The sequence below is a fragment of the Limnohabitans sp. 2KL-3 genome, from assembly GCF_001269405.1.
Lineage (GTDB): Bacteria > Pseudomonadota > Gammaproteobacteria > Burkholderiales > Burkholderiaceae_C > Limnohabitans_A.
In genome coordinates, this window is the sequence record NZ_CXON01000001.1 from 347,994 (window position 1) to 369,300 (window position 21,307).

Genomic DNA, 21,307 nt, shown 5'->3' on the forward strand with positions numbered 1-21,307 from the left:
AATCCTTAAAAAGAGCAATGCCCGTGTGTTGGTTTAATGTTTGCATCAGGTTGCTTGATCACTCCGCACGGGCACAGAATGGCACTTGATCGCAGACAGTTTCTGAAATTTCAGCTCTGACTTTGGCTTGCTTTTCGCTTGGCTTTAGTCAGAGGTGCCCGAGCAAATTCGCAGGCGAATTGGGTCCGGCACACTTGTGATTACTTTGCTCTTGAAGCCACAATGGCTTCAGCCACGTTGCGAGGCGCTTCAGAGTAGTGCTTGAATTCCATGGTGTAGGTGGCACGACCTTGCGACATCGAGCGCAGTGTGGTCGAGTAACCGAACATTTCGGACAAAGGCACTTCGGCCTTGATGGCTTTGCCACCACCGACCATGTCGTCCATACCTTGGACCATGCCACGGCGTGAGGACAAGTCGCCCATCACGTTACCGGCGTAGTCTTCAGGTGTCTCGACTTCCACAGCCATCATGGGCTCCAGAATCACGGGCTGGGCTTTGCGGCAACCTTCTTTGAAACCAAAGATGGCGGCCATCTTGAAGGCCATTTCGTTCGAGTCCACATCGTGGTACGAACCGAAGTGCAGAGTGACTTTGACGTCCACCACGGGGTAGCCGGCCAACACGCCTTGACCCAAAGCTTCGATCACGCCTTTTTCGACCGCAGGGATGTATTCGCGCGGAACCACACCGCCCTTGATGGCGTCCACGAATTCAAAGCCCTTGCCTGGTTCCTGAGGCTCGACCTTCAGAACCACGTGGCCGTATTGACCCTTACCACCGGACTGACGCACGAACTTGCCTTCGGCTTCTTCGACGGTCTTGCGGATGGTTTCGCGGTACGCCACTTGAGGCTTGCCCACGTTGGCTTCCACACCGAATTCACGCTTCATGCGGTCCACGATGATTTCCAGGTGCAATTCGCCCTGACCACCAATGATGGTCTGGCCAGACTCTTCGTCGGTTTGCACGCGGAAAGATGGATCTTCAGCAGCCAAACGTGACAAAGCGATGCCCATTTTTTCTTGGTCGGCTTTGGTCTTAGGCTCAACAGCTTGGCGGATCACGGAGTCAGGGAACACCATGCGCTCCAAGGTGATCACGGCGTTGGGATCGCACAAGGTTTCGCCTGTGGTCACGTCTTTCAAGCCCACACAAGCGGCGATGTCGCCCGCACGGATCTCGTCGACTTCTTCACGGTTGTTGGCGTGCATCTGAACGATACGGCCAATGCGTTCTTTCTTGCCGCGCACCGAGTTGAACACGGTGTCGCCTTTTTTCAGCACGCCAGAATACACACGCACAAAAGTCAACTGGCCCACAAAGGGGTCGGTCATCAACTTGAATGCCAAAGCCGAGAACTTTTCGTTGTCGTCGGCCTTGCGGATGATTTCTTGCTCGTCTTCGTCAAAACCCTTGATGGCTTTCACGTCCAAAGGCGAAGGCATCAGTTCCAAGACGGCATCCAGCATGCGCTGAACGCCTTTGTTCTTGAAGGCTGTGCCGCACAGCATGGGCTGGATTTCGCTGTTGATCGTGCGAACGCGCAAGCCTTGCGTGATTTCTTCTTCGCTCAAGTCGCCTTCTTCGAGGTACTTGTTCATCAGCTCTTCAGAGGCTTCAGCAGCCGCTTCGACCATCTTTTCGCGCCACTCTTTGGCCACTTCAACCAAGTCAGCAGGAATTTCTTCGAAGGTGAACTTCATGCCCTGGGAAGCTTCATCCCAAATGATGGCTTTCATCTTGCGCAGGTCAACCACGCCGGTGAAGTTTTCTTCAGCGCCGATTGGAATGACGATTGGCACGGGGTTGGCCTTCAGGCGCAACTTCATTTGATCCACAACTTTGAAAAAGTTGGCACCAGTACGGTCCATCTTGTTCACAAAGGCCAAACGTGGCACCTTGTATTTGTTGGCCTGACGCCACACGGTTTCAGACTGGGGCTGCACGCCGCCCACAGCGCAATAAACCATGCAAGCACCGTCCAAAACACGCATGGAACGCTCAACTTCGATGGTGAAGTCAACGTGGCCGGGGGTGTCGATGATGTTGATGCGGTGGTCTTCGAAAGAGCCGTCCATGCCCTTCCAGAAGCAGGTGGTGGCAGCCGATGTGATCGTGATGCCACGCTCTTGCTCTTGCTCCATCCAGTCCATGGTGGCAGCGCCGTCGTGCACTTCACCAATTTTGTGGTTCACGCCGGTGTAAAACAAAATACGTTCGGTCGTGGTGGTTTTGCCGGCGTCAATGTGCGCCGAAATACCGATGTTGCGATAACGCTCGATGGGGGTGATGCGAGCCATATATTTCTCCAATGATTAAGTACCAAAGCCCGCCACCCCTTTTGGGGCCAGCGGGCTGGCTTCTGACAGTGTCGGGCTTCTTTGTGAAACCCTTGTGAATCAGAAGCGGAAGTGCGAGAACGCCTTGTTGGCTTCGGCCATGCGGTGAACTTCGTCACGCTTTTTCATGGCACCACCACGGCCTTCGTTGGCCTCGAGCAATTCGTTGGCCAAACGCAGGGCCATCGACTTCTCACCGCGCTTGCGTGCGGCTTCTTTGATCCAGCGCATCGACAGGGCCAAGCGACGAACAGGGCGCACTTCAACAGGCACCTGGTAGTTCGCACCACCCACGCGGCGGGATTTGACTTCCACCATGGGCTTGACGTTGTTGATGGCGATGGAGAACAGCTCGACAGGGTCTTTGCCAGTTTTCTTTTCCATGGTTTCCAAGGCACCATAAATGATGCGCTCAGCAACCGCTTTTTTGCCGCCTTCCATGATCACGTTCATGAACTTGGACAACTCGACATTGCCGAACTTGGGATCCGGCAGGATTTCACGTTTAGGGACTTCGCGACGACGTGGCATATTTCACCTCATATTGCTTCAGTTGGCGTCTTTTCAGACACCGCGAGCGTTATTCAAAACACTCACTTACTCGACCCACCAGGACAATTCCGGGCTTCGGGTCACTTCGCTGATTCACCGCGCCACGCGGGAAACAGCACCGAAAAATTTCAACCCGAAAGGGCTTACTTGGCCTTTGGCTTCTTCGCGCCGTACTTGGAGCGAGACTGCTTGCGGTCTTTCACGCCTTGCAAGTCCAAAGAACCGCGGACGATGTGGTAACGCACACCTGGCAAATCCTTGACACGACCACCGCGCACCAGAACCACCGAGTGTTCTTGCAGGTTGTGGCCTTCACCGCCGATGTAGGAGATGACCTCAAAACCGTTGGTCAAGCGCACTTTGGCAACTTTACGCAGAGCGGAGTTAGGCTTTTTAGGCGTTGTGGTGTACACACGGGTGCAGACACCACGACGCTGTGGAGAGTTTTGCATCGCAGGGCTTTTGGACTTGATCGTTTCGACCTCGCGCCCCTGACGCACCAATTGATTGATGGTTGGCATTGTTTGTAACGTCCCTAAACGTTGAATTTAGACAAAAGAAACTTCCCCGCCCCAAAAGCGGAAAAGCCCGCCAGTATAACCCCCTGGCGGGCTGATGGCAAGTTATCCACAGCTGCTGGGCTTGCGAAACTCCGAATTCACTTGATCCAAAGTCGAAGAGCATCCCATGCACGGCCCAAAACACCTGATTGCTCAACAGATTCCAGGGCAACCAAAGGCACTTCGAACAAGGGTCTGTCAGATTGGAGAATTTTCAAACTGCCCACAACTTGCCCTTTTGTAAAAGGTGCCACCAAGGGGTCTGGGCGCACGACTTGGGTTTTGAGTTGACTGGCACTCCCGGCTGGCACCGCCACCACCAAGGGCTGGGCCGATCCCAGCTTGAGCACCGGAGATTGACCTTTCCAAACCGCAGGTGTGACCACCGCTTGGTTGGCATCAAACAACTTGACGGCATCAAATGCTGCATAGCCCCAGTTCAGCAATTTTTGGCTTTCGTTGGCGCGGGCATTTTCACTGTCAGCACCCAAAACAACGCTGATCAAACGACGAGAGCCCACATTGGGAAAGTCACGTTTTGCCGATGCCACAAGACAGTAACCTGCTGCTTGTGTGTGTCCGGTTTTCAACCCATCCACCGTCGGATCTCGAAACAGAAGCAAGTTTCGATTCGAGTCATTGGCGGCAGGCGTGCCCGCATATCGGTATTTTTTGGTAGCGTAATAAGTGATGTATTCGGGAAAATCACGCATCAAACGTGTCGCCAAGGTGGCCAAGTCACGCGCAGAGGTGGTGTGCCCCGCAGCCGTGAGGCCTTCAGGATTTTTATACACCGTGTTTTTCATGCCCAATACCGCAGCTTGATCGTTCATCAATTGCACAAAGCGGTCTACCGTACCCGCGACCCCTTCGGCCAAGGCCACGGTGGCATCGTTGCCCGACTGAACGATCATGCCTTTGATCAAATCCTCGACAGGAACCTGCATTTTCGGATCAATGAACATCCGAGATCCGGGCATTTTCCAAGCGCGTTCTGACACCGGGAGGGTCTGCTTGAGATTTATTTTTTTACTTTTTAAGGCATCAAACACCAAGTAAGCCGTCATCAATTTGGTCAATGATGCGGGCTCCACACTCATATCGGGGTCTTTGGCGGCCAACACTTGGTTGGCCGTCACATCCATCAACAAGTAAGCCTTGACCGCCATTTCGGGGGGTTGAGGCATTTGGGCTTTGACATGCAATACGGCGGCAAGCAAGCAAATGCCCACACAAATTTTCATCAAATTTTTCATAACTCTTTTAACTACTCAGGCTTGCACATGCCCGACGACCAAGGTTTTGAGCAGCGGCAATTGTCCGTGAAAGAAATGCGACACACCGGGAATCACCGTGATGGGCAAGGATTGAGGCCTGGCCCAATCCATGACGCTTTGCAATGAAACCGTATCGTCTTGCTCGCCGTGAAGCACCAAGGTTCGTGCGTGAAGTTCCTGTGGGACAGGTGCCACATCGAAACGCGATGCGGCCGTCCCCACCAACACCAGTTTTTCTGGCGCTCGCTCCGTGCCCAGCATGTTCACCACATGGCTGGTGACAAATGCCCCAAAAGAAAAACCAGCCAAAGCCAGCGGCCCTGATGCCGCGGTTTGGGCGATCACGCGCACCATGTCCAAGGCTTCTCCTCGGCCCTCATCGTATTGACCCGCACTGGCTCCCACACCGCGAAAATTGAAACGAACAGCTTGCCAACCACACTGAACAAATGCCCTGGCCAGTGTTTGCACCACCTTGTTGTGCATGGTGCCGCCAAACAAAGGATGGGGATGGGCAATCACGGCCGTTCCCCGCGCTTGCAGACCCGCAGGCACATCCAGCAAAGCCTCGATCACACCCACCTCGCCCTCCAAGGTGAGGTTCTGAGTTGCCGAATTCATCAACGCCCCAAATGTTCCGGGGACACCAAGCGTTCGACCACTTGGCCATTTTTGAGGTGGGAATCCACGATTTCATCAATGTCATCGTTGTCCACATAGGTGTACCAAACGCCTTCTGGATACACCACGGCTACGGGACCCGCTGCGCAGCGGTCAAGGCACCCCGCCTTGTTGACGCGGACCTGTCCGGGGCCCGCCAGCCCCAAGGATTTGACACGGGACTTGCAGTGATCAAAAGCCGCTTGGGCGTTCTGTTGCGCACAACATGCCTCATTGTTTTTCCGCTCATTCAAGCAAAAGAAAATGTGGCGTTGGAAGTACGGCTGAGGTTGGTTTTCGTTGCTCATGATTTGATTCTAGGCCCCAGCGCTTTCACGTGCGACCCAAAGGGCGCTCACGGGTCAAGCCCTCGACCAAATAGGCCAGTAATGCATAAGGCCACAACCAACCCAACCACTGAATCAGTCCATGAAAACGGATAAATCGCCCCTGCTCCCAAGTCTGCAAGGTCATCGCAAAGTAAACGTCTGCCGAGGCATCGTTGAGCAAACTCAGCTGCAACAACAAGGCAGCCAAAGCCACAGACCAGCAAAAACGCGCTGAACTCCACAACACAGCACTGGCCAAAAGCACAGCCAACAAGACACCGATCAACACCTCGGGACTGACCCAACCCCAAGCATGTGCTGGACCATAGGTCAATGCAGCCGAAAGGGCGCTGGCCATCAAGCCCATCAGCAAGCATAAAACCGCCAGGACCAGTCGTTGCTGCCAACGGCGCACAACGCCGTACATGAGCAAACAAGGCAAACACAAACCCAATGCCACACACAAGACCTCTGTCATGGGAAGCAAAGGCTCCAACTCCACCTCTCGAAGAGGCCACCACTCCAACCAAGGCGTATCTTGCAAAACCTCGACCAAGGCCGTCTCCAGTCTTTCGAGGACCTGCCCCAAACCAAAAGGCACGGGGGCTGGGAACAAAAGGGCCAAGGGCCACAAGGCCAACAAAGCCAGTGCACCACTGGCATCCGGCACAAACCAGCGATGCCGAAAACGATGCCATCTCGCGATCAAGCCGACCCAAGCCAGTCCACGCGATGTCAAAGCGCCCAACCAAGCCCCCAACACATTCAAACTCAGATCGACATTCGAGGGTACCCGCACAGGCAAAAGGGTTTGCAAAGACTCCATGCACAAGGAAAGCACGCCTGCAGCGATCGTGGTCAAGACAACGGCTGGCCATCCCCGATGCGACCGATGCAAGGCCAAGGCCATTAAAAACCCCAAAGGCGCATAGCCCAGAAGGTTCGACAGCACATCAAAGCCCGTCCAATATTTAGGCCAAGGTGCCGTCAAAAAATGCCAAGGGGCGATGCCTTGAAAACGCCAGTTGTCAAATGGGTAAAGGCTGGCATAAACAATCAGGACCGCATAGATCCACATCAAAGGCCAAGCGGCGGTCTTGCGCATGGCGGATTGCGCTGGGTCAAGCCCTTAAAAAGGCTTGACCACCACCAAAATGACGGCCACCAACATCATCAAAACAGGGGCCTCATTGAACCAGCGAAACCAGACGTGGCCATGCGGTGTCTGACCATTTTTGAATTTGCGCAGCAACACCCCACAACTGTGGTGGTAACCGATCAAAAGCAGCACCACCGCAAGTTTTACATGCATCCAGCCCTGCCCGGAACCACGCCCGATCCCAACCACCAGCCACAACCATAAACCCAGCGCCAATGCAGGAATGGCCAAAATGGTCATGAAGCGATAGAGCTTTTGGGCCATCAAAAGCAAACGCGCTCGCTCCGCCAGCGAGTCGGGCGCCACCATGGCCAAATTGACGTAAATGCGTGGCAAATAAAACAAGCCCGCAAACCAGCTGGCGATGAAGACGATGTGTAAGGCTTTGATCCAGAGCATGTGACAAGTGTAGTCAGCACTTCACGGGTCCGGGGGAGATGCCGACGGGTTTGGTCAAAAAAAACCCCCGGCCATGGCCGAGGGTGGGAAGCCTTTTTGCTGTCACACATCAAGGCGCCCGCTCAGGGAGGAAAAGCGGGAGGCAGCATGCTGCCCACATTGAATTTATCAAATATCAAAACCAATAACAAGAAAAAATTTGTTGTTCATGACATTTTTGACACACTCAATCATTCAGAGCGTCACCTATCTCAAGGGAGACGGAGCACCCGCTTGTGTTTTTGGTGTTTGGTGCGACTTCAGGCACAATTTTCCTTATGAACCCCGTCGCCCCCTTCCCCTCCAGCCGCCCACGCCGCTTGCGCCGTGACGAATTCACCCGCAACCTGGTGCGTGAGCACCGGGTCACAGCGCACGACCTGATCTACCCGGTCTTTGTGCTGGACGGGCAAAACCAGCGCCAGCAAGTCGGCTCCATGCCCGGCGTGGAGCGCTTGTCGCTTGACCTGCTGCTGCCGGTGGCCGAAGACTGTGTCAAGCTGGGCATCCCGGTGATGGCGCTGTTCCCAGTGATCGACGCCAGCTTGAAGGACCCGACGGGCAGCGAAGCCATGAACCCCGACGGCCTGGTGCCGCGCGTGGTGCGTGAGCTGAAAAAACGTTTTCCCGAATTGGGCGTGATGACCGATGTGGCGCTCGACCCCTTCACCAGTCACGGCCAGGACGGCCTGCTCGACGAGACCGGCTACATCCTGAACGACGAAACCACGGCCGTGCTGGTGCAGCAAGCCCTGACCCAAGCCGAAGCGGGCGTGGACATGGTCGCGCCCAGCGACATGATGGACGGGCGCATCGGGGCGATCCGCCAGGCGCTCGAAGCGCGTGGCCTGATCCACACGCGCATCATGGCCTACAGCGCCAAATACGCCAGCGCCTTTTATGGCCCCTTCCGCGACGCGGTCGGCTCGGCCAGCAACCTGGGCAAGAGCAACAAAAAGGTCTACCAAATGGACCCCGGCAACACCGACGAAGCCCTGCGCGAAGTCGCCATGGACCTGGCCGAAGGGGCCGACATGGTCATGGTCAAGCCCGGCATGCCTTATCTGGACATCGTGCGCCGCGTGAAAGACGAGTTCAAGGTGCCCACCTTCGCCTACCAAGTGTCGGGCGAGTACGCAATGATGAAGGCCGCTGCGCAAAACGGCTGGCTGGACCACGATTTGGTCATGATGGAAAGCCTGCTGGCCTTCAAGCGGGCGGGTGCCGATGGCGTGCTGACTTACTTTGCCCGCGACGCCGCACGCTGGATCGCCGCCCATTGAAAGACGCCCACAGCCCTGCAGACGCCCCCGGTTCTCGGGTGTTCGGCATCCAGGGCAGCCAGGTGCAGGCCTGGCCTTCGCAGGGCTCTGAGACCGCCTTGCCCCAGGCTTTGCCCGAGCAAGGCTTTCTTTGGTTGGCTTTTTCCCGCTCGCATTTTGAGCAGCACCTGCCCGCCATTCAGGCCAGCCTGCAGCAGCTGACAGGCCAAAGCTTGGTGGACCTGCATGTCTCGGACTTGCTCAACGGCCAACTGCCTTCGCGCTACGACTTCACCTCGCACTACGACCTGCTGGTGTTTCGCCGATTGGCGCAGCAAACGGGCACTGCACCCCGGCACAGCGAAACCTTGTCTGCACACCTCCCAAGCAAACGGCCCGGCCCGCCCATCTTGCAGCGCATCGACACCAGCCCGGTGGGTTTTGTGGTGTTTGAGCGGGTGCTGCTGAGCGTGCACCCCGACGACTGCGCCGTGCGCGAAGCCTACGCCAGCCGACTGTTGAACGCGACGGGCGACAAGGCGCTGAACGTCGACCCCCGCTCGGCCGGGGCACGCGGCATTCCCTTGAGCCCCGCCGACATGATGCTGCGCATCGTGAACCAGATGGTGGACGCCTACCTGGACCTGCGCCGTGAACTGAGCCGCCAGCTCGACCACTGGCAGGCCGAACTGCTTCATCCCCGCGCACGTTTTCGCCGCTGGGACGCCCTGCTTCAAGCGCGATTGGCCCTGCACCAGCTTGAAGACCTGTGCGACGACCAGCACACGGCCATGCTCAACTGGAACGAAACCCTGGACGACTGGGTGGTGAGCGATGACCCGGCCGCGCTGCGGGAACACGAGCTTTTGAGGGTGCGCTGCCGCGATGTGCTGGAACACATTGACCGGGTCGTCCACCATGTGCGTCGCCTGGAGCACAACACCGAAACCGCTGTGCAAATGCACTTCAACGCCCAAGGCAACCGCACCAACGACATCATGCGGACCCTGACGGCGCTGACGGCGATTTTTTTGCCACTGAACCTGATCGCGGCGGTGTTCGGCATGAACTTCGAATTCATACCCTGGCTGCACACTGCCAGCGCCTTTTGGTGGACGCTGGGCGGCATGGGGGCCATTGCCACGACCATGGGCCTGGTGTTCTGGCGCAAGCGCTACTTGGCGCAGACTGGCGATTGAGCGGCCAGATCAGCCCAAGTGCTGCTTGAAAAACGCCAACGTGCGCTCGCGCGCCAACTGGGCCGAGGGCGCATCCCAAGAACCTCGCTGGTCACAGTTGAAGCCGTGGTGTGCGGCATAGGTGAACACCTGAACTGAAGGATGAGCCTTTTTAAAGGTCTCAACCGTGTCCAAGGGAATCCACTTGTCCTCCTCGGCAAAGTGCGCCATGACCGGCACGCGAGGCTGGCGGGCGGTTTCGGCCTCTGTGGTCACACCGCCGCCGTAATAAGGTGCCGCCGCGCTCAGGCCGGACAAGGTGCAGGCCGCACGCCAGGTCAGCAAGCCACCCCAGCAATAACCCACGATGCCCACCTTGCCGCCTGAGGCCTGGGCCGCGTGGTCAATCGCGGCTTGAATGTCCTGCATCACGCTGGGCGCGGGCAAGGCCTCCGCCGCCGTTTTGTAGCCAAAGCCCTCGCCCATGTCGGCATCGGTGTAGCCCAGCTCCACCCCAGGTTTGACGCGGTGAAAAGCCGCAGGCGCAACGGCCAGGTAACCCTCGGCCGCATAGCCATCGGCCACGGCGCGGATGTGGCTGTTCACGCCAAAAATTTCCTGAATCACCACCACAGCCCCCTTGGGCGTGCCAACAGGCCGGGCCTCGTAGGCAGGCACCACAGTGCCGTCTGCGGTTTGCAGTTCAATCATCGTTCCCATGTGTTTTCCTTTCAATTCAAGCTGCGCTCAACGGGCCAGCGCACGCTCGACGAAGTCAAGTCGGTCCTGGCCCCAAAAAATTTCGCCATCGACCACATAACTGGGGGCACCAAACACCCCCACATCAATGGCCGTTTGGGTGTAGCTTTCATAGCGCTCTTGCACTGCTTGGCTGCGCGAAGCCTCCATCAGCTGCTCCGGCAAACCCTGCTCAACAAGCAGTTCTGCCAACACCTTGTCGTCGGCCATGTTGCGCTCTTGCGCCCAGCAAGCCGCCAAAATCGCGCCTGCGATCTTCATGGCGGCTTGTGAGCCTTGTGCCAGATCGGCGGCAATGATCAGCCGGGCCGAGTCGTCGCCACCCACAGGAAAATACCTGGGCTTGAGGTTCAAGGGCACATTCAGGTGCTGGCTAAAACGCTGCAACTCCACCAAACGGTAGGCTTGTCGCTGCGGCGCACGTTGCCCCAAAGGCAAGCCGCCCGAAATCGGGAAAACTTTTCCGCCAAGATCAATGGGCATCACCCGCAAGTTTGCGCCTGTGCGCTGCACGATGTCGGCCAGGCGTTGGTGGCCCAAATAAGCCCAGGGGCTTTGGGGGGCGAGGTAATAGTCCACTGTGCGACCCATGCTGTCTCCTTGTGTGTTGTGTAATCTTTGCAGATGCGGTTGTAACCGCAACAAACCATTCTTGCAGGAGACACACGATGAACAAGGTCTTGTTGGTGACGGGCGGCAGCCGGGGTATCGGGGCCGCCACCGCCCTTTTGGCAGCCCAAAATGGTTGGTCAGTGGCCGTGAACTACACCGCCAACTCACTGGCCGCCGACGAAGTGGTGCGCCAGATCCGCGCCATGGGCGGTCAAGCCATGTCGGTGCAGGCCGACGTGGCCGAAGAAGACCAGGTGCTGCGCATGTTTGAGCACATCGACGCCAAATTCGGCCGCCTGACCGGTCTGGTCAACAACGCAGGCGTGGTTGACGTCAAAGCCCGCGTCGACGAAATGAGCGTGGCCCGCTGGAAGCGCATGTTCGACATCAACGTGATCGGCAGCCTGATTTGCGCCCGCGAAGCCGTGCGCCGCATGAGCACACAACACGGCGGCGAAGGCGGCAGCATCGTCAACTTGTCGAGTGCCGCCTCGCGCTTGGGAGCGCCTGGCCAGTACGTGGACTACGCCGCCGCCAAGGGAGCGATCGACGCCTTCACCATCGGCTTGGCCAAAGAGGTGGCCGCCGAAGGCATCCGCGTCAACGCCGTGCGCCCGGGCCTGATCGAAACCGAGATCCACGCCTCGGGCGGCCTGCCCAACCGCGTGAAAGAACTGCAACACTTGGTGCCCGCCCAACGTGGTGGCACCGCCCAAGAAGTGGCCGAGGGGATTGTGTGGCTCTTGTCAGACAGCGCCAGCTACACCACCATGAGCTTTCTGGACATCTCAGGAGGCCGCTGATGGCACAGATCAAGTATTACTGGGAAGACTTCGCCCCCGGTCAGGTGCGCGACCTGGGCACCATCACGCCCACCCGAGAAGAAATCATCGCCTTCGCCACCCAATTTGACCCCCAACCCTTTCACCTGAACGACGAAGCGGCCCAGGCCTCGGTGTTTGGCGCTCTGTCGGCCAGCGGCTGGCACACCTGCTCGATGGCCATGCGGCTGATGGTGACCAACTTCTTGTGCGAAACCTCCAGCCTGGGCTCACCGGGCCTGGAAGGCATCAAGTGGCTCAAGCCCGTGTACCCCGGCGACACCTTGCGTCTGCAAAGCACCATGCTGGAGACCAAACCCATGGGCAAGCGCCCGGATGTGGGCATGACACGCAACCTGTGGGAGATGTTCAACCAGCACGGCGACAAAGTGCTGCACATGGAAGGCTGGGGCATGTTCAGAAGGCGCACGCCAGCAGCCTGAGGCGGAGCACAATCGGGTGATGGACTTCAAACCACTCATCACCCTGCTGGCCATCGTCAACCCGCTGGCCATTGTTCCTTTCTTCATTCACTACACCCAGGGTTTCAGTCGGGCGCAACGCAAGAAAACGATTTGGGTGTCGTCCTTTTCTGCCTTTGTGGTGATCGCAGCCAGCGCCTTGCTGGGCCTGCAAATTCTGGAGTTCTTCGGCATCTCGCTGGCCAGCTTCCAGGTCGGCGGTGGCATGCTCTTGCTCACGTCCGCCTTGTCGATGCTCAACGCCCAACCCGCTGAATCCCGCGCCAACGCCGACGAAGTGCACGACGCCGAAGCCAAAGCGGCCGTCGGTGCCAGCATTGCCGTGGTGCCACTGACCATCCCCCTGTTGACCGGCCCGGCCACCATGTCCACCGTGGTGATCTATGCCGAAAAGGCCAAGAATTTCGCCCAACTCGGCACCCTGGTCGGCTACGGCGTGGTGATTGCGTTGGCGACCGCCTTGTGCTTTTCATTGGCCACGCCCATTGCCCGCATTTTGGGCAAAACCGGCATCAACGTCATGACCCGCCTCATGGGCCTGATCCTGGCCGCACTGGCCGTTGAGGTGATGGCTGATGGCCTGCACAAGCTGTTTCCGGTGCTGGCGCGGGGGATTTGATTCCAGCAGCACTGACCGTGTTGAAGCGGCTCGATGCGCAGGACACTGACGCGTCCAAGCCTTGAGCCCATGCTCACCCGCTGAAGGCTTCTTCCGCGTTGATGTTGAAGAACTCGACCGCCTGCTCCCACACTTTTCTCTGCTGAGCGACGAATCGCGAAAAATCCCGCTCCGACAGATTCAACGCTGCCAAACCACGCTCTCCTCTGAATGCGCGGTATTCCGGCATGGCCATGATTTTTTGAAAATCCAATGCCAAGGACTCAATCAGTGGTGTTGGCACATTGGTTGGTGCCAAAACGGCATCCCAGGAATAGTAAAAAAATGAGCCCTTCAGTCTGTTGCCCAGCAACTCCGCGAGCGTGACGACCGCTTGGTTTCTGTGGTTCATCACCGGCCCATCGCCAATGTTGACCAGAAAACTCAGGCCTCGGTCCAGATAGCGATGACACGAGCCTTTGTCCACCATCGCCGTCGTCAGCTCACCACTCAACACACGCTCAATCGCATTGGCATCGCCCTGCGTGACCATGTAGGTGCCCAATGGCTGCGCCAATCGGGAAATCATTTCCGAAAACAAATGCCCGGCAGCGCCCACCCCCGAAATACCGCACTTTCGACTGGCCAATGGCACACGCTTCAAATCATCCAGCGTTGCGACAGTTTCTTGACGCGCAATCAAGACAGGATCATCACGGTAAAGAGACGCCACATAGCGAAATTGATCGACCGCTCTCACGTTGTGCATCGGGCTGGCCACCACCCCCGCCGTACTGACGACCGCCCCTGCAATCAATAGACTGGGGCGCTGTGGACGGCTGTGTCGCTCGGCATACTCCACCGCCTTCATGCCGGTATACCCATGCTGGTGCGCCACTTGGACAGGCAAACCGGTCATGTTGGACAGCGCCACTTGGAAGTACCGGGCCACCTGACTGGTGATGCCATTGGCACCAAAAGGCACCACCAGTTCAATCCCCTCCAGGTCATGTGTTGGACTGTTTGCCCCCTTGGTCAGGGCAGGTGCCCCCAAGCTGCAACCCAGGCCCAAGGCTGCCAGTTTTTGCACAAAATCACGCCGCCGCATTCCGCCTCCCCCGATTGAGCCTTGCAGCGTGCGAATGACCGTCGGCCTTTGAAGCCTGATCCATGCTGCTTTGATGTTCTTTGAATCATTCATTATTACCAAAGAACTCAAATTGTTCTGCCATTTGTTTCGGCGCGGTAGCTCATGGCATTCAGGCTGGCTCAAAGCAGGCGGCCATGGTGCGCAAAATGGGCTTACAAAATGGACGCGCACGTAAGTGCACGCCAAATCCTGGCAAGTCAGTGCCAGGAGGATTTGCTCAACAAGCGCTTGTTGATTGGGTTTCTAAACCTGCAGATTGCAGGATAGGCGGATTTCTTCCACTTTCACGCCGCCCAGCTCCAGGGCTCTTGCAGGAACCGCATCCCGCTCAAACCCTGCCGCTTGGTAAAAACGCATCGCCCGGGTGTTTTGTGCCAAAACCCACAAGCAACAACGGCGATAAGCTTGTTCACGCAAGGTGGTTTGAGCCGCCCACCACAACTGACGCCCCACACCTGTAGACCAAACAGCAGGCGATGCATACAAGGCCCAGATTTCGGCATCCCCCTTGGCTGCATCCTGATCACGACAAGGATTTCAGCCACGCCCCTGGCATCTTCAGGCTCTGCAAGACGAATTCGCATCACTGCCTCCTTTTCAAAGTGAACCACCGGTCAGGCACCCATTTGTGCTTCACGATGAAGGTGCGCATCATTCAGTGTATTTTTGAATTATTGATCCAGCCCTGAGAAGTTTGAAGTGGAAGGCTTGCCTTGGGGACAGTGATCAACGATGGGGGCTTTGTGGGAGCCCCGCCCTCGGGGCGATGGGTGGTGGTCTACGAGGCTCTTTCGCGGCGAGGGCGTCGCTCCTACAAAAAGGCGTTCATGCAAACTTCATCGGGCCGGATCAATAAGTCAATTTTTTGCCCAGTTCACTGTCCAAAGTGCATGAGAGCCCAAAACATTTCCCTTCCAGAAACCTTGAAGACCTTCGTGGATCGTCAAGTCAGCCAACGCGGGGACGGCACCCACAGTGAGTTCGTGCCTAAACCGATCCGCAAGGACCAGGATCGGCTGCAATGGCGAGAACAACTCCTGGCTGGTGCGAGTTCCGCCCCCACGGCACCGGTCAGTGCCACGTACTTTGATGGCCTGCGGGATCGGGTTCGCCAAGCCAGATTGAGCTCACCTTAGCGGCATTGAAACAGCAGTGCCAAGTCTCTTCGCTGGCTATACATCACACCCCAAATCCCGTAGCCAATCCTGCCCTCAAATGCACCACCAACGCTGCCACGGCGCGGGGCACATGCGGCGCGTAGGGGCGGATGGCGTAAATGGTTTCGGCAAAGGCCCCCACGGGTTTCCAGCCGGGCAGCACGCGGACCAACTGGCCTTTGCGCAATTCGGCTTGGGCGCTGAAGTCGGGCAGAAGGGCAATGCCTGCGCCGGTCATGGCCGCTTCGCGCAAGGCCTCGCTGTTGTTGGCAGCGAAGTGGCCACTCACAGGCACCGTGATGCGTTCACCCGCTTGTGAAGGCTCACGCGGCTCGAAGGTCCATGCGGGCGTGTCTTGCGAGCGGGGGTAGTGCAGGCAGTTGTGGGTTTGCAGCTCGGTGGGGGTTTGCGGTTCGCCGTGTTGACGGATGTAAGCGCGAGTGGCCACCAGCACCGATTCGGTCGCACACAAGGCCCAAGCCACATGGGTGTCGGGCGGGCGGGCGGTGTGGCGAATGGCCAGGTCGTAACCCTCGGTGGCCAAGGCGCTCAGGCGGTCGGACAGGTCGAGTTCGATGCGCACATCCGGAAAATCTTTCAAAAAAGCGGCCATCAGCGGCACCAGCTGCTGGCGGGCCAGCGCCACCGGGGCCGTGACGCGCAGCAAACCGCTGGGCTGTTCGGCCAAGTCGCGCACTTGGGCAAAGCTTTGCTCGATCTGCTCGAACGAGGCTCGCGTGTCATCCACCAGCCGCTGCCCGGCCTCGGTCAGACGCAGGCTGCGGGTGGTGCGCTGCACCAGGGTCACCTTGGCGGTCCGCTCCAGCTCGGCGATGCGCTGGCTCATGGCAGCCTTGCTCACGCCGAGACGGGCGGCAGCGGCCGTGTAACTGCCCTGTTGCGCCAGCACGCTGAGCCAGTGCAGGTGGGTCCAGAGGGTGTTGATTTTTTGCTCTTCCATGCAAGCATTGTTCACCATTTTGAACAATCAATTCAGCTTTACGGGCTTGTGAGGGGTGTCGGGGGTGCCTACACTCAGGACTCTTTCGGCGCTTTTTATCGGCAAGAGCTGGATACAAAGCGCCGAATTTTGGTAGGACCCCACCCCTGTCGGCGATCAAACGGTCACCACATGATCGGAGATTCGCCCACGGGGTGGGTTCCTACAAAAGACAAATTCACGAGCAACAGGCGCAAGCCACAAGGAGCACACCATGAGCATCACGAACATCGGTCATTACATTGGCGGCCAAGTCGCCGCTGGCACTTCGGGCCGCAGCCAACCCGTGACCAACCCCGCCACCGGCGCCGTGACCGGCAGCGTGGCCTTGGCCAACAGCGCCGAAGTGGCCCAAGCCGTGGCCGCCGCGCAAGCCGCTTTCCCCGCCTGGGCCGACACACCGCCCCTGCGCCGCGCCCGCGTGATGTTCAAGTTCCTGGAGCTGCTGAACACCCACAAAGACGAGCTGGCCCACCTGATCACCGCCGAGCACGGCAAAGTGTTCACCGACGCGCAGGGCGAAGTCTCGCGCGGCATCGACATCGTCGAATTCGCCACCGGCATCCCCCAACTGCTGAAGGGCGACTTCACCGACCAGGTCTCCACGGGCATCGACAACTGGACGATGCGCCAGCCGCTGGGCGTGGTGGCGGGCATCACGCCCTTCAACTTCCCAGTCATGGTGCCCATGTGGATGTTCCCGGTCGCCATTGCAGCGGGCAACACCTTCATCCTCAAACCCAGCCCGACCGACCCCACCCCGTCGCTGTTCATCGCCGATTTGCTGAAAAAAGCCGGTCTGCCCGATGGCGTGTTCAACGTGGTGCAAGGCGACAAAGAAGCCGTGGACGCGCTGCTGGAGCACCCCGACGTGAAAGCCATCAGCTTTGTCGGCTCCACGCCAATTGCCAACTACATCTATGAAACCGGCGCCCACCACGGCAAGCGCGTGCAGGCCCTGGGCGGCGCGAAAAACCACCTGGTGGTCATGCCCGACGCCGACATCGACCAGACCGTGGACGCGCTGATCGGCGCAGGTTACGGCTCGGCTGGCGAGCGCTGCATGGCCATCAGCGTCGCTGTGCTGGTTGGTGATGTGGCGGACAAAATTTTGCCCAAGCTGATCGAGCGCACCAAGGCCCTGCAAGTGCTCAACGGCGAAAACCTGGCCGCCGAAATGGGCCCCATCGTGACCGACGCTGCGCGTCAGCGCATCAAGGGCTACATCGACGCGGGCGTTGCCGAAGGTGCTCAACTGCTGGTCGATGGCCGCGAGTTTGACGGCGCGAAGGCCGGTGCTGGTTGCGAACAAGGTTTCTGGCTGGGCGGCACGCTGTTTGACAACGTGACCACCGACATGAAGATCTACAAGGAAGAAATCTTTGGCCCCGTCTTGAGCTGCGTGCGCGTGCCCGACTTCGCCACCGCCGTGCAAATCATCAACGACCACGAATTCGGCAACGGTGTGAGCTGTTTCACCCGCGACGGCAATGTGGCCCGTGAATTCAGCCGCCGCATTCAAGTGGGCATGGTCGGCATCAACGTGCCAATCCCCGTGCCCATGGCCTGGCACGGTTTTGGCGGGTGGAAGCGTTCGCTGTTTGGCGACATGCACGCTTATGGTGAAGAGGGCGTGCGTTTCTACACGAAGCAAAAGTCCATCATGCAGCGCTGGCCTGAGAGCATTGGCAAGGGGGCTGAGTTTGTGATGCCGACCGCCAAGTAATCATCACTTCTTGCAGGTGTGAATGGCCTCGTTGCGCTTCGGCGTGCCGAGGCCTTTTCTTTGGCTTCTCGCGTTGCGGGTCTGGAGAAGCGTTAAGCACTCACGAAAGTGAGCGTGCGTGCCGAGCTGTTGCTGTGGTGACCTGCTTGAGGGACTCGTTTCGACCCAAAGTAGACGTCACCCATGCCAAAGAACGGACCCAACCCAAGGCATACGAGTTCTTCAACTACCTGCTGCATTTGGCTCACTGACCACGACAGCCCTATGGGCTTCGTTTTCGATGTCGATGGTTTGGTGAAATTTGTGAAGTCCTACTTCGTTCAGTGCCCGTTTAAAGCGAGCAGCCAAATCGGGTTTCAGCGATGCCAGCTTTTGGGTGATGCGCTCTGATTCTGGCTCCAGTTCCTCAGGTTCGACAACACGCCAGATGAGACCCCATGATTGCGCATCTTCGGCGGAGAACTCATCGCCCAAGAGCATGAGTGCTTTGGCCCGGGCAACACCCACATAGGCAGGAAGGGTAGCAATCAGTCCCCCCGTCACAAACACACCAAGGGATGCCTCGGGCAGTTTGAAACGAGCACTGGATGCAGCAATCACCACATCTGCGTTAAGCATCCATTCCAGGCCCGCTCCAACGGTCCAGCCATGAACCGCTGCAACGACAGGCTTGGACAAGCCGACGATGGCTTGTGCAACCGCTTGGACAGAGGTCAAGTCTTCCTCGGTTGGAGCGGCAGCGATATCCCGCCCTGCGCAGAAGGCTTTGCCATTGCCTCTGAGTAATACGACTTTGACGGATCTGTCTTCATTGGCTAAGTGCAATGCTTCGAGTAGTTCGTGAGACAGCTCGTTGTCAATCGCATTGAGCTTTTCAGGTCGGTTCAACGACAAGATCATGGTCCCGTCATGGATTTTGCAGAGGAGTTTGGGATTGGTCATATTCGGTGATTTTGTTGCATATCTTTCACTGCATGTGAGCAAAATGATTTGGGTGGATGCGCTGAAAGTGACTGCCCTCGCAAATAACGCTCATCGCTACCGTCCGTTAATGGCCGAAACGGGCCCCTCGAAATTGAATGAGCGCAGCGCCACGAGCGCCTGCTTACCGCCCCACCCAAGTCGAAAACTCCAACGGCCGAATCCCAAACCGCACCGCATTGCCCGCATGCAACGCCGCAAACTCTGCCAGCACCAGCGCGGTGAAGTGCGCGTGCTCGTCCGGCGGCACCGTGTTGGGCATCTTGCTTTTCACCGCCTGCTCGGTGGCGGCTTCGCCTTGGCGCACGATGGCCGCGACCACTTCGGCCAGCGCTTGCCGGTGACGCAGCCGAAATATGTCGGGCGGCACCAGGGTTTGCTGAATGGCCACGTACTGTTGGCATGAGCGTTCATAGGCCCACACAAACACGTCGCGCAGCAGCTCCACGCGGTTGAGTTCGTACACGCCCAGCATGGCGTGCACATAGGCCTGCTGCGGCACGTCGATGAAGGACAGCGGGCACAGGTTGTGGCGGATGAAGGGGATGTTGGCGGCCAGCCGCGAGACGCGTTTGTTCACGTCTTCAAACGGCTGCAGGTAGGGCAGGTGCACCATCAAAAAGAAGGCTTGCTCGAACGGGTCGGCAATCTCGGCCGCCATCTGCACCACGATGCCCAGCAACTCTTCCAGCCGCTGGGGCAGCGCCAGCGGCAGGTAAACGCTGCCGCCGATCTCCACCGGGCGGCGGCGCACGCGGCCCACGGCGGTGGGGTCGGCCATCAGGCCGTCCGACAAAAAAGCGTGCAACGCGATCACGGTGTCGGTCTGCACACGGGCATTGTCGGGGCTGAGCACCAGGTATTCGATGGCCTGTTTGTGGTTCAAGATCATCTGCGTTTCCAGCGCGTCCTTGCCTTCGGCGGCTTGGCCAAACGCGATCAGCCGCTCGGTGTCCAAGCGGCTGTAGGTGTTGCCCTCCAGTTGCGACGAGGCCCAAGACAGGTCGATCAGCAAGCGGTTGAGCATGTCCCGCGCGAAAGTGCCCGCAGGGGTTTGCGCGGCGGGCGAGCGGCCCATGGTGTGCAGCTGCTCGCGCAAGTCCAGCGGCAAGTAGGCGGTGTGGTTGGGCTGGTATCGCTCCAAGAACGATGGCCGGTAAGCCACTGGACGGCGCAGGTGGCGCGGCTGGGTCACGTAGGCGCGGACCTCGGCCCCTGGTGCCGACACGGGCAGGTCATCAGGCGGCGGGGCGATGCGCCAATCGACCTCTGGCTCTTGTGCGCGAATGGCGGCAGATGTCGTGCGGCGGTAACGCGCCGTGCGGCGATCGCCCAGCATCTCGATGCGTTGCTGCGCCACCAGCAAGGCCAAGCGCCGTTGCAGTGTGCGGCGGTGGATCGGGGTTCCCCATTGCTGCGCGAGGGTGTCAATGCCCACGCCATCGGCGGCGGTGACGATGAGTTCGAGCAAGCTGTCCAACTCTTGTGTGGGGGTCAGGCGTGGCATGAGACGGGGTTTGAAGAAGTGTGTGGTTTGCGACAATCAATTGTCGTAAAACATTTTATGCGACACAAAAATTGTCGCAAAGACCTATTTTGACGCCCTTATGCGCCAGCTCTTTAGGTCCTATTGATCCGGCCCTGAGAAGTTTGAAGTGGAAGGCTTGCCTTGGGGACAGTGATCAACGATGGGGGCTTTGTGGGAGCCCCGCCCTCGGGGCGATGGGTGGTGGTCTACGAGGCTCTATCGCGGCGAGGGCGCCGCTCCCACAAAGAAAGCGTTCATGCAAACTTCATCGGGCCGGATCCATAACACTGTGGCCTGGCAGCTTCTGGCTGGGCGGCACGCTGTTCGACAACGTGACCACCGACATGAAGATCTACAAGGAAGAGATCTTTGGCCCGGTCTTGAGCTGCGTGCGCGTGCCCGACTTTGCCACCGCGGTGCAAATCATCAACGACCACGAGTTCGGCAGCGGCGTGAGCTGCTTCACCCGCGACGGCAATGTGGCCCGTGAATTCTCGCGCCGTATCCAGGTGGGCATGGTCGGTATCAACGTGCCGATCCCCGTGCCCATGGCCTGGCACGGTTTTGGCGGCTGGAAGCGTTCGCTGTTTGGCGACATGCACGCTTATGGCGAAGAAGGCGTTCGTTTCTACACGAAGCAAAAGTCCATCATGCAGCGCTGGCCCGAGAGCATTGGCAAGGGCGCTGAGTTTGTGATGCCGACGGCGAAGTAAAAAATCCAAAAAACAGTCAGGGA

The 21,307-nt window shown here is 58.4% G+C and carries 20 protein-coding genes and 2 pseudogenes; 7 read left to right on the top strand and 15 right to left on the bottom strand.

Features of this window, described 5'->3' with window-relative positions; genetic code table 11:
* Window positions 1–200: 200 nt before the first annotated feature.
* From fusA to AMM41_RS01715, 8 genes are all read right to left on the bottom strand, one after another.
* Window positions 201–2,303: an elongation factor G gene (gene fusA / locus AMM41_RS01680; protein ID WP_089952299.1), complete on the bottom strand. Its 2,103-nt coding sequence runs from the start codon at window positions 2,301–2,303 to the stop codon at window positions 201–203.
* A 99-nt stretch (window positions 2,304–2,402) separates the two neighbouring features.
* On the bottom strand, window positions 2,403–2,873 hold the full coding sequence (gene rpsG, locus AMM41_RS01685) for a 30S ribosomal protein S7 (protein ID WP_062406807.1): 471 nt from the start codon (window positions 2,871–2,873) through the stop codon (window positions 2,403–2,405).
* Window positions 2,874–3,037: 164 nt separating this feature from the next.
* Complete coding sequence (rpsL, locus tag AMM41_RS01690; RefSeq protein WP_011466063.1) at window positions 3,038–3,415, bottom strand: 30S ribosomal protein S12; 378 nt, start codon at window positions 3,413–3,415, stop codon at window positions 3,038–3,040.
* 137 nt (window positions 3,416–3,552) lie between these two features.
* Complete coding sequence (locus AMM41_RS01695) at window positions 3,553–4,698, bottom strand: D-alanyl-D-alanine carboxypeptidase family protein (RefSeq protein WP_228769044.1); 1,146 nt, start codon at window positions 4,696–4,698, stop codon at window positions 3,553–3,555.
* 27 nt (window positions 4,699–4,725) lie between these two features.
* Window positions 4,726–5,352, bottom strand: coding sequence for an alpha/beta hydrolase (locus AMM41_RS01700; RefSeq protein WP_089952303.1), 627 nt, complete (start codon window positions 5,350–5,352; stop codon window positions 4,726–4,728).
* Entirely contained in the window at window positions 5,352–5,699 is a 348-nt protein-coding gene (locus tag AMM41_RS01705; RefSeq protein ID WP_089952305.1) for a (2Fe-2S) ferredoxin domain-containing protein, read from the bottom strand. The genes AMM41_RS01700 and AMM41_RS01705 overlap by 1 nt, the downstream gene beginning before the upstream one ends.
* 25 nt (window positions 5,700–5,724) lie before the next feature.
* The gene (locus tag AMM41_RS01710; protein WP_089952307.1) at window positions 5,725–6,825 is read right to left on the bottom strand and encodes a VanZ family protein; all 1,101 of its coding nucleotides are present in this window, start codon (window positions 6,823–6,825) and stop codon (window positions 5,725–5,727) included.
* Between the two features lie 24 nt (window positions 6,826–6,849).
* Window positions 6,850–7,278 (bottom strand): CopD family protein, encoded by a 429-nt coding sequence (locus AMM41_RS01715; RefSeq protein WP_089952309.1) that lies wholly within the window; start codon window positions 7,276–7,278, stop codon window positions 6,850–6,852.
* Between the two features lie 317 nt (window positions 7,279–7,595).
* Between AMM41_RS01715 and hemB the strand changes: the two genes are divergently transcribed.
* Window positions 7,596–8,600 carry a porphobilinogen synthase gene (gene hemB / locus AMM41_RS01720; RefSeq protein WP_089952310.1) on the top strand — a complete coding sequence of 335 codons (1,005 nt, stop codon included), beginning with the start codon at window positions 7,596–7,598 and terminating at the stop codon, window positions 8,598–8,600.
* Window positions 8,601–8,647: 47 nt separating this feature from the next.
* Entirely contained in the window at window positions 8,648–9,778 is a 1,131-nt protein-coding gene (locus tag AMM41_RS01725) for a magnesium transporter CorA family protein (RefSeq protein ID WP_194944573.1), read from the top strand.
* Window positions 9,779–9,787: 9 nt separating this feature from the next.
* On the opposite strand, the gene AMM41_RS01730 is transcribed toward AMM41_RS01725, so the two are convergent.
* Together AMM41_RS01730 and AMM41_RS01735 are read right to left on the bottom strand one after the other, a co-directional pair.
* Complete coding sequence (locus AMM41_RS01730) at window positions 9,788–10,477, bottom strand: dienelactone hydrolase family protein (RefSeq protein WP_089952313.1); 690 nt, start codon at window positions 10,475–10,477, stop codon at window positions 9,788–9,790.
* Window positions 10,478–10,504: 27 nt separating this feature from the next.
* On the bottom strand, window positions 10,505–11,107 hold the full coding sequence (locus tag AMM41_RS01735; RefSeq protein ID WP_089952315.1) for a 2-hydroxychromene-2-carboxylate isomerase: 603 nt from the start codon (window positions 11,105–11,107) through the stop codon (window positions 10,505–10,507).
* A gap of 77 nt (window positions 11,108–11,184) precedes the next feature.
* On the opposite strand from AMM41_RS01735, the gene AMM41_RS01740 reads away from it, so the two are divergent.
* From AMM41_RS01740 to AMM41_RS01750, 3 genes are read left to right on the top strand one after another with little or no spacing between them, the layout of a single operon-like run.
* Window positions 11,185–11,931: an SDR family oxidoreductase gene (locus tag AMM41_RS01740; RefSeq protein ID WP_089952317.1), complete on the top strand. Its 747-nt coding sequence runs from the start codon at window positions 11,185–11,187 to the stop codon at window positions 11,929–11,931.
* On the top strand, window positions 11,931–12,392 hold the full coding sequence (locus AMM41_RS01745; protein WP_089952319.1) for a MaoC family dehydratase: 462 nt from the start codon (window positions 11,931–11,933) through the stop codon (window positions 12,390–12,392). Before AMM41_RS01740 ends, AMM41_RS01745 begins: the two co-directional genes overlap by 1 nt.
* Before the next feature lie 19 nt (window positions 12,393–12,411).
* Window positions 12,412–13,050, top strand: coding sequence for a MarC family protein (locus AMM41_RS01750; protein ID WP_089952321.1), 639 nt, complete (start codon window positions 12,412–12,414; stop codon window positions 13,048–13,050).
* A 73-nt stretch (window positions 13,051–13,123) separates the two neighbouring features.
* On the opposite strand, the gene AMM41_RS01755 is transcribed toward AMM41_RS01750, so the two are convergent.
* The 3 genes and pseudogenes from AMM41_RS01755 to AMM41_RS01770 all read right to left on the bottom strand — a co-directional run bounded on the left by AMM41_RS01755 (window position 13,124) and on the right by AMM41_RS01770 (window position 16,297).
* Window positions 13,124–13,900: a tripartite tricarboxylate transporter substrate-binding protein gene (locus AMM41_RS01755; protein ID WP_228769045.1), complete on the bottom strand. Its 777-nt coding sequence runs from the start codon at window positions 13,898–13,900 to the stop codon at window positions 13,124–13,126.
* Window positions 13,901–14,422: 522 nt separating this feature from the next.
* Window positions 14,423–14,683, bottom strand: a pseudogene (locus AMM41_RS22435) (GNAT family N-acetyltransferase); the annotation flags it as partial.
* A gap of 675 nt (window positions 14,684–15,358) precedes the next feature.
* A complete protein-coding gene (locus AMM41_RS01770; protein ID WP_089952619.1) occupies window positions 15,359–16,297 on the bottom strand; it encodes a LysR family transcriptional regulator in 939 nt (312 codons plus the stop codon).
* Window positions 16,298–16,550: 253 nt separating this feature from the next.
* On the opposite strand from AMM41_RS01770, the gene AMM41_RS01775 reads away from it, so the two are divergent.
* Window positions 16,551–18,062, top strand: a complete 1,512-nt coding sequence (locus AMM41_RS01775; RefSeq protein WP_089952331.1) for a CoA-acylating methylmalonate-semialdehyde dehydrogenase — start codon at window positions 16,551–16,553, stop codon at window positions 18,060–18,062.
* A gap of 222 nt (window positions 18,063–18,284) precedes the next feature.
* Here AMM41_RS01775 and AMM41_RS01780 read toward each other — a convergent pair whose 3' ends face one another.
* Together AMM41_RS01780 and AMM41_RS01785 are read right to left on the bottom strand one after the other, a co-directional pair.
* Window positions 18,285–19,004, bottom strand: a complete 720-nt coding sequence (locus AMM41_RS01780) for an enoyl-CoA hydratase/isomerase family protein (protein WP_089952334.1) — start codon at window positions 19,002–19,004, stop codon at window positions 18,285–18,287.
* A 163-nt stretch (window positions 19,005–19,167) separates the two neighbouring features.
* Window positions 19,168–20,550, bottom strand: a complete 1,383-nt coding sequence (locus tag AMM41_RS01785) for a Fic family protein (RefSeq protein ID WP_089952621.1) — start codon at window positions 20,548–20,550, stop codon at window positions 19,168–19,170.
* A gap of 323 nt (window positions 20,551–20,873) precedes the next feature.
* Here AMM41_RS01785 and AMM41_RS01790 point away from each other — a divergent pair.
* Window positions 20,874–21,284 (top strand): annotated as a pseudogene (locus tag AMM41_RS01790) (aldehyde dehydrogenase family protein); the annotation flags it as partial.
* Between the last annotated feature and the right edge of the window lie 23 nt (window positions 21,285–21,307).

What these genes read in the sequence shown, in the direction of transcription:
- fusA (WP_089952299.1), bottom strand. Translation starts at nt 2,303, where the DNA reads ATGGCTCGCATCACCCCCATCGAGCGTTATCGCAACATCGGTATTTCG.
- rpsG (WP_062406807.1), bottom strand. Translation starts at nt 2,873, where the DNA reads ATGCCACGTCGTCGCGAAGTCCCTAAACGTGAAATCCTGCCGGATCCC.
- rpsL (WP_011466063.1), bottom strand. Translation starts at nt 3,415, where the DNA reads ATGCCAACCATCAATCAATTGGTGCGTCAGGGGCGCGAGGTCGAAACG.
- AMM41_RS01695 (WP_228769044.1), bottom strand. Translation starts at nt 4,698, where the DNA reads ATGAAAATTTGTGTGGGCATTTGCTTGCTTGCCGCCGTATTGCATGTC.
- AMM41_RS01700 (WP_089952303.1), bottom strand. Translation starts at nt 5,352, where the DNA reads ATGAATTCGGCAACTCAGAACCTCACCTTGGAGGGCGAGGTGGGTGTG.
- AMM41_RS01705 (WP_089952305.1), bottom strand. Translation starts at nt 5,699, where the DNA reads ATGAGCAACGAAAACCAACCTCAGCCGTACTTCCAACGCCACATTTTC.
- AMM41_RS01710 (WP_089952307.1), bottom strand. Translation starts at nt 6,825, where the DNA reads ATGCGCAAGACCGCCGCTTGGCCTTTGATGTGGATCTATGCGGTCCTG.
- AMM41_RS01715 (WP_089952309.1), bottom strand. Translation starts at nt 7,278, where the DNA reads ATGCTCTGGATCAAAGCCTTACACATCGTCTTCATCGCCAGCTGGTTT.
- hemB (WP_089952310.1), top strand. Translation starts at nt 7,596, where the DNA reads ATGAACCCCGTCGCCCCCTTCCCCTCCAGCCGCCCACGCCGCTTGCGC.
- AMM41_RS01730 (WP_089952313.1), bottom strand. Translation starts at nt 10,477, where the DNA reads ATGGGAACGATGATTGAACTGCAAACCGCAGACGGCACTGTGGTGCCT.
- AMM41_RS01735 (WP_089952315.1), bottom strand. Translation starts at nt 11,107, where the DNA reads ATGGGTCGCACAGTGGACTATTACCTCGCCCCCCAAAGCCCCTGGGCT.
- AMM41_RS01740 (WP_089952317.1), top strand. Translation starts at nt 11,185, where the DNA reads ATGAACAAGGTCTTGTTGGTGACGGGCGGCAGCCGGGGTATCGGGGCC.
- AMM41_RS01745 (WP_089952319.1), top strand. Translation starts at nt 11,931, where the DNA reads ATGGCACAGATCAAGTATTACTGGGAAGACTTCGCCCCCGGTCAGGTG.
- AMM41_RS01750 (WP_089952321.1), top strand. Translation starts at nt 12,412, where the DNA reads ATGGACTTCAAACCACTCATCACCCTGCTGGCCATCGTCAACCCGCTG.
- AMM41_RS01755 (WP_228769045.1), bottom strand. Translation starts at nt 13,900, where the DNA reads ATGAAGGCGGTGGAGTATGCCGAGCGACACAGCCGTCCACAGCGCCCC.
- AMM41_RS01770 (WP_089952619.1), bottom strand. Translation starts at nt 16,297, where the DNA reads ATGGAAGAGCAAAAAATCAACACCCTCTGGACCCACCTGCACTGGCTC.
- AMM41_RS01775 (WP_089952331.1), top strand. Translation starts at nt 16,551, where the DNA reads ATGAGCATCACGAACATCGGTCATTACATTGGCGGCCAAGTCGCCGCT.
- AMM41_RS01780 (WP_089952334.1), bottom strand. Translation starts at nt 19,004, where the DNA reads ATGACCAATCCCAAACTCCTCTGCAAAATCCATGACGGGACCATGATC.
- AMM41_RS01785 (WP_089952621.1), bottom strand. Translation starts at nt 20,550, where the DNA reads ATGCCACGCCTGACCCCCACACAAGAGTTGGACAGCTTGCTCGAACTC.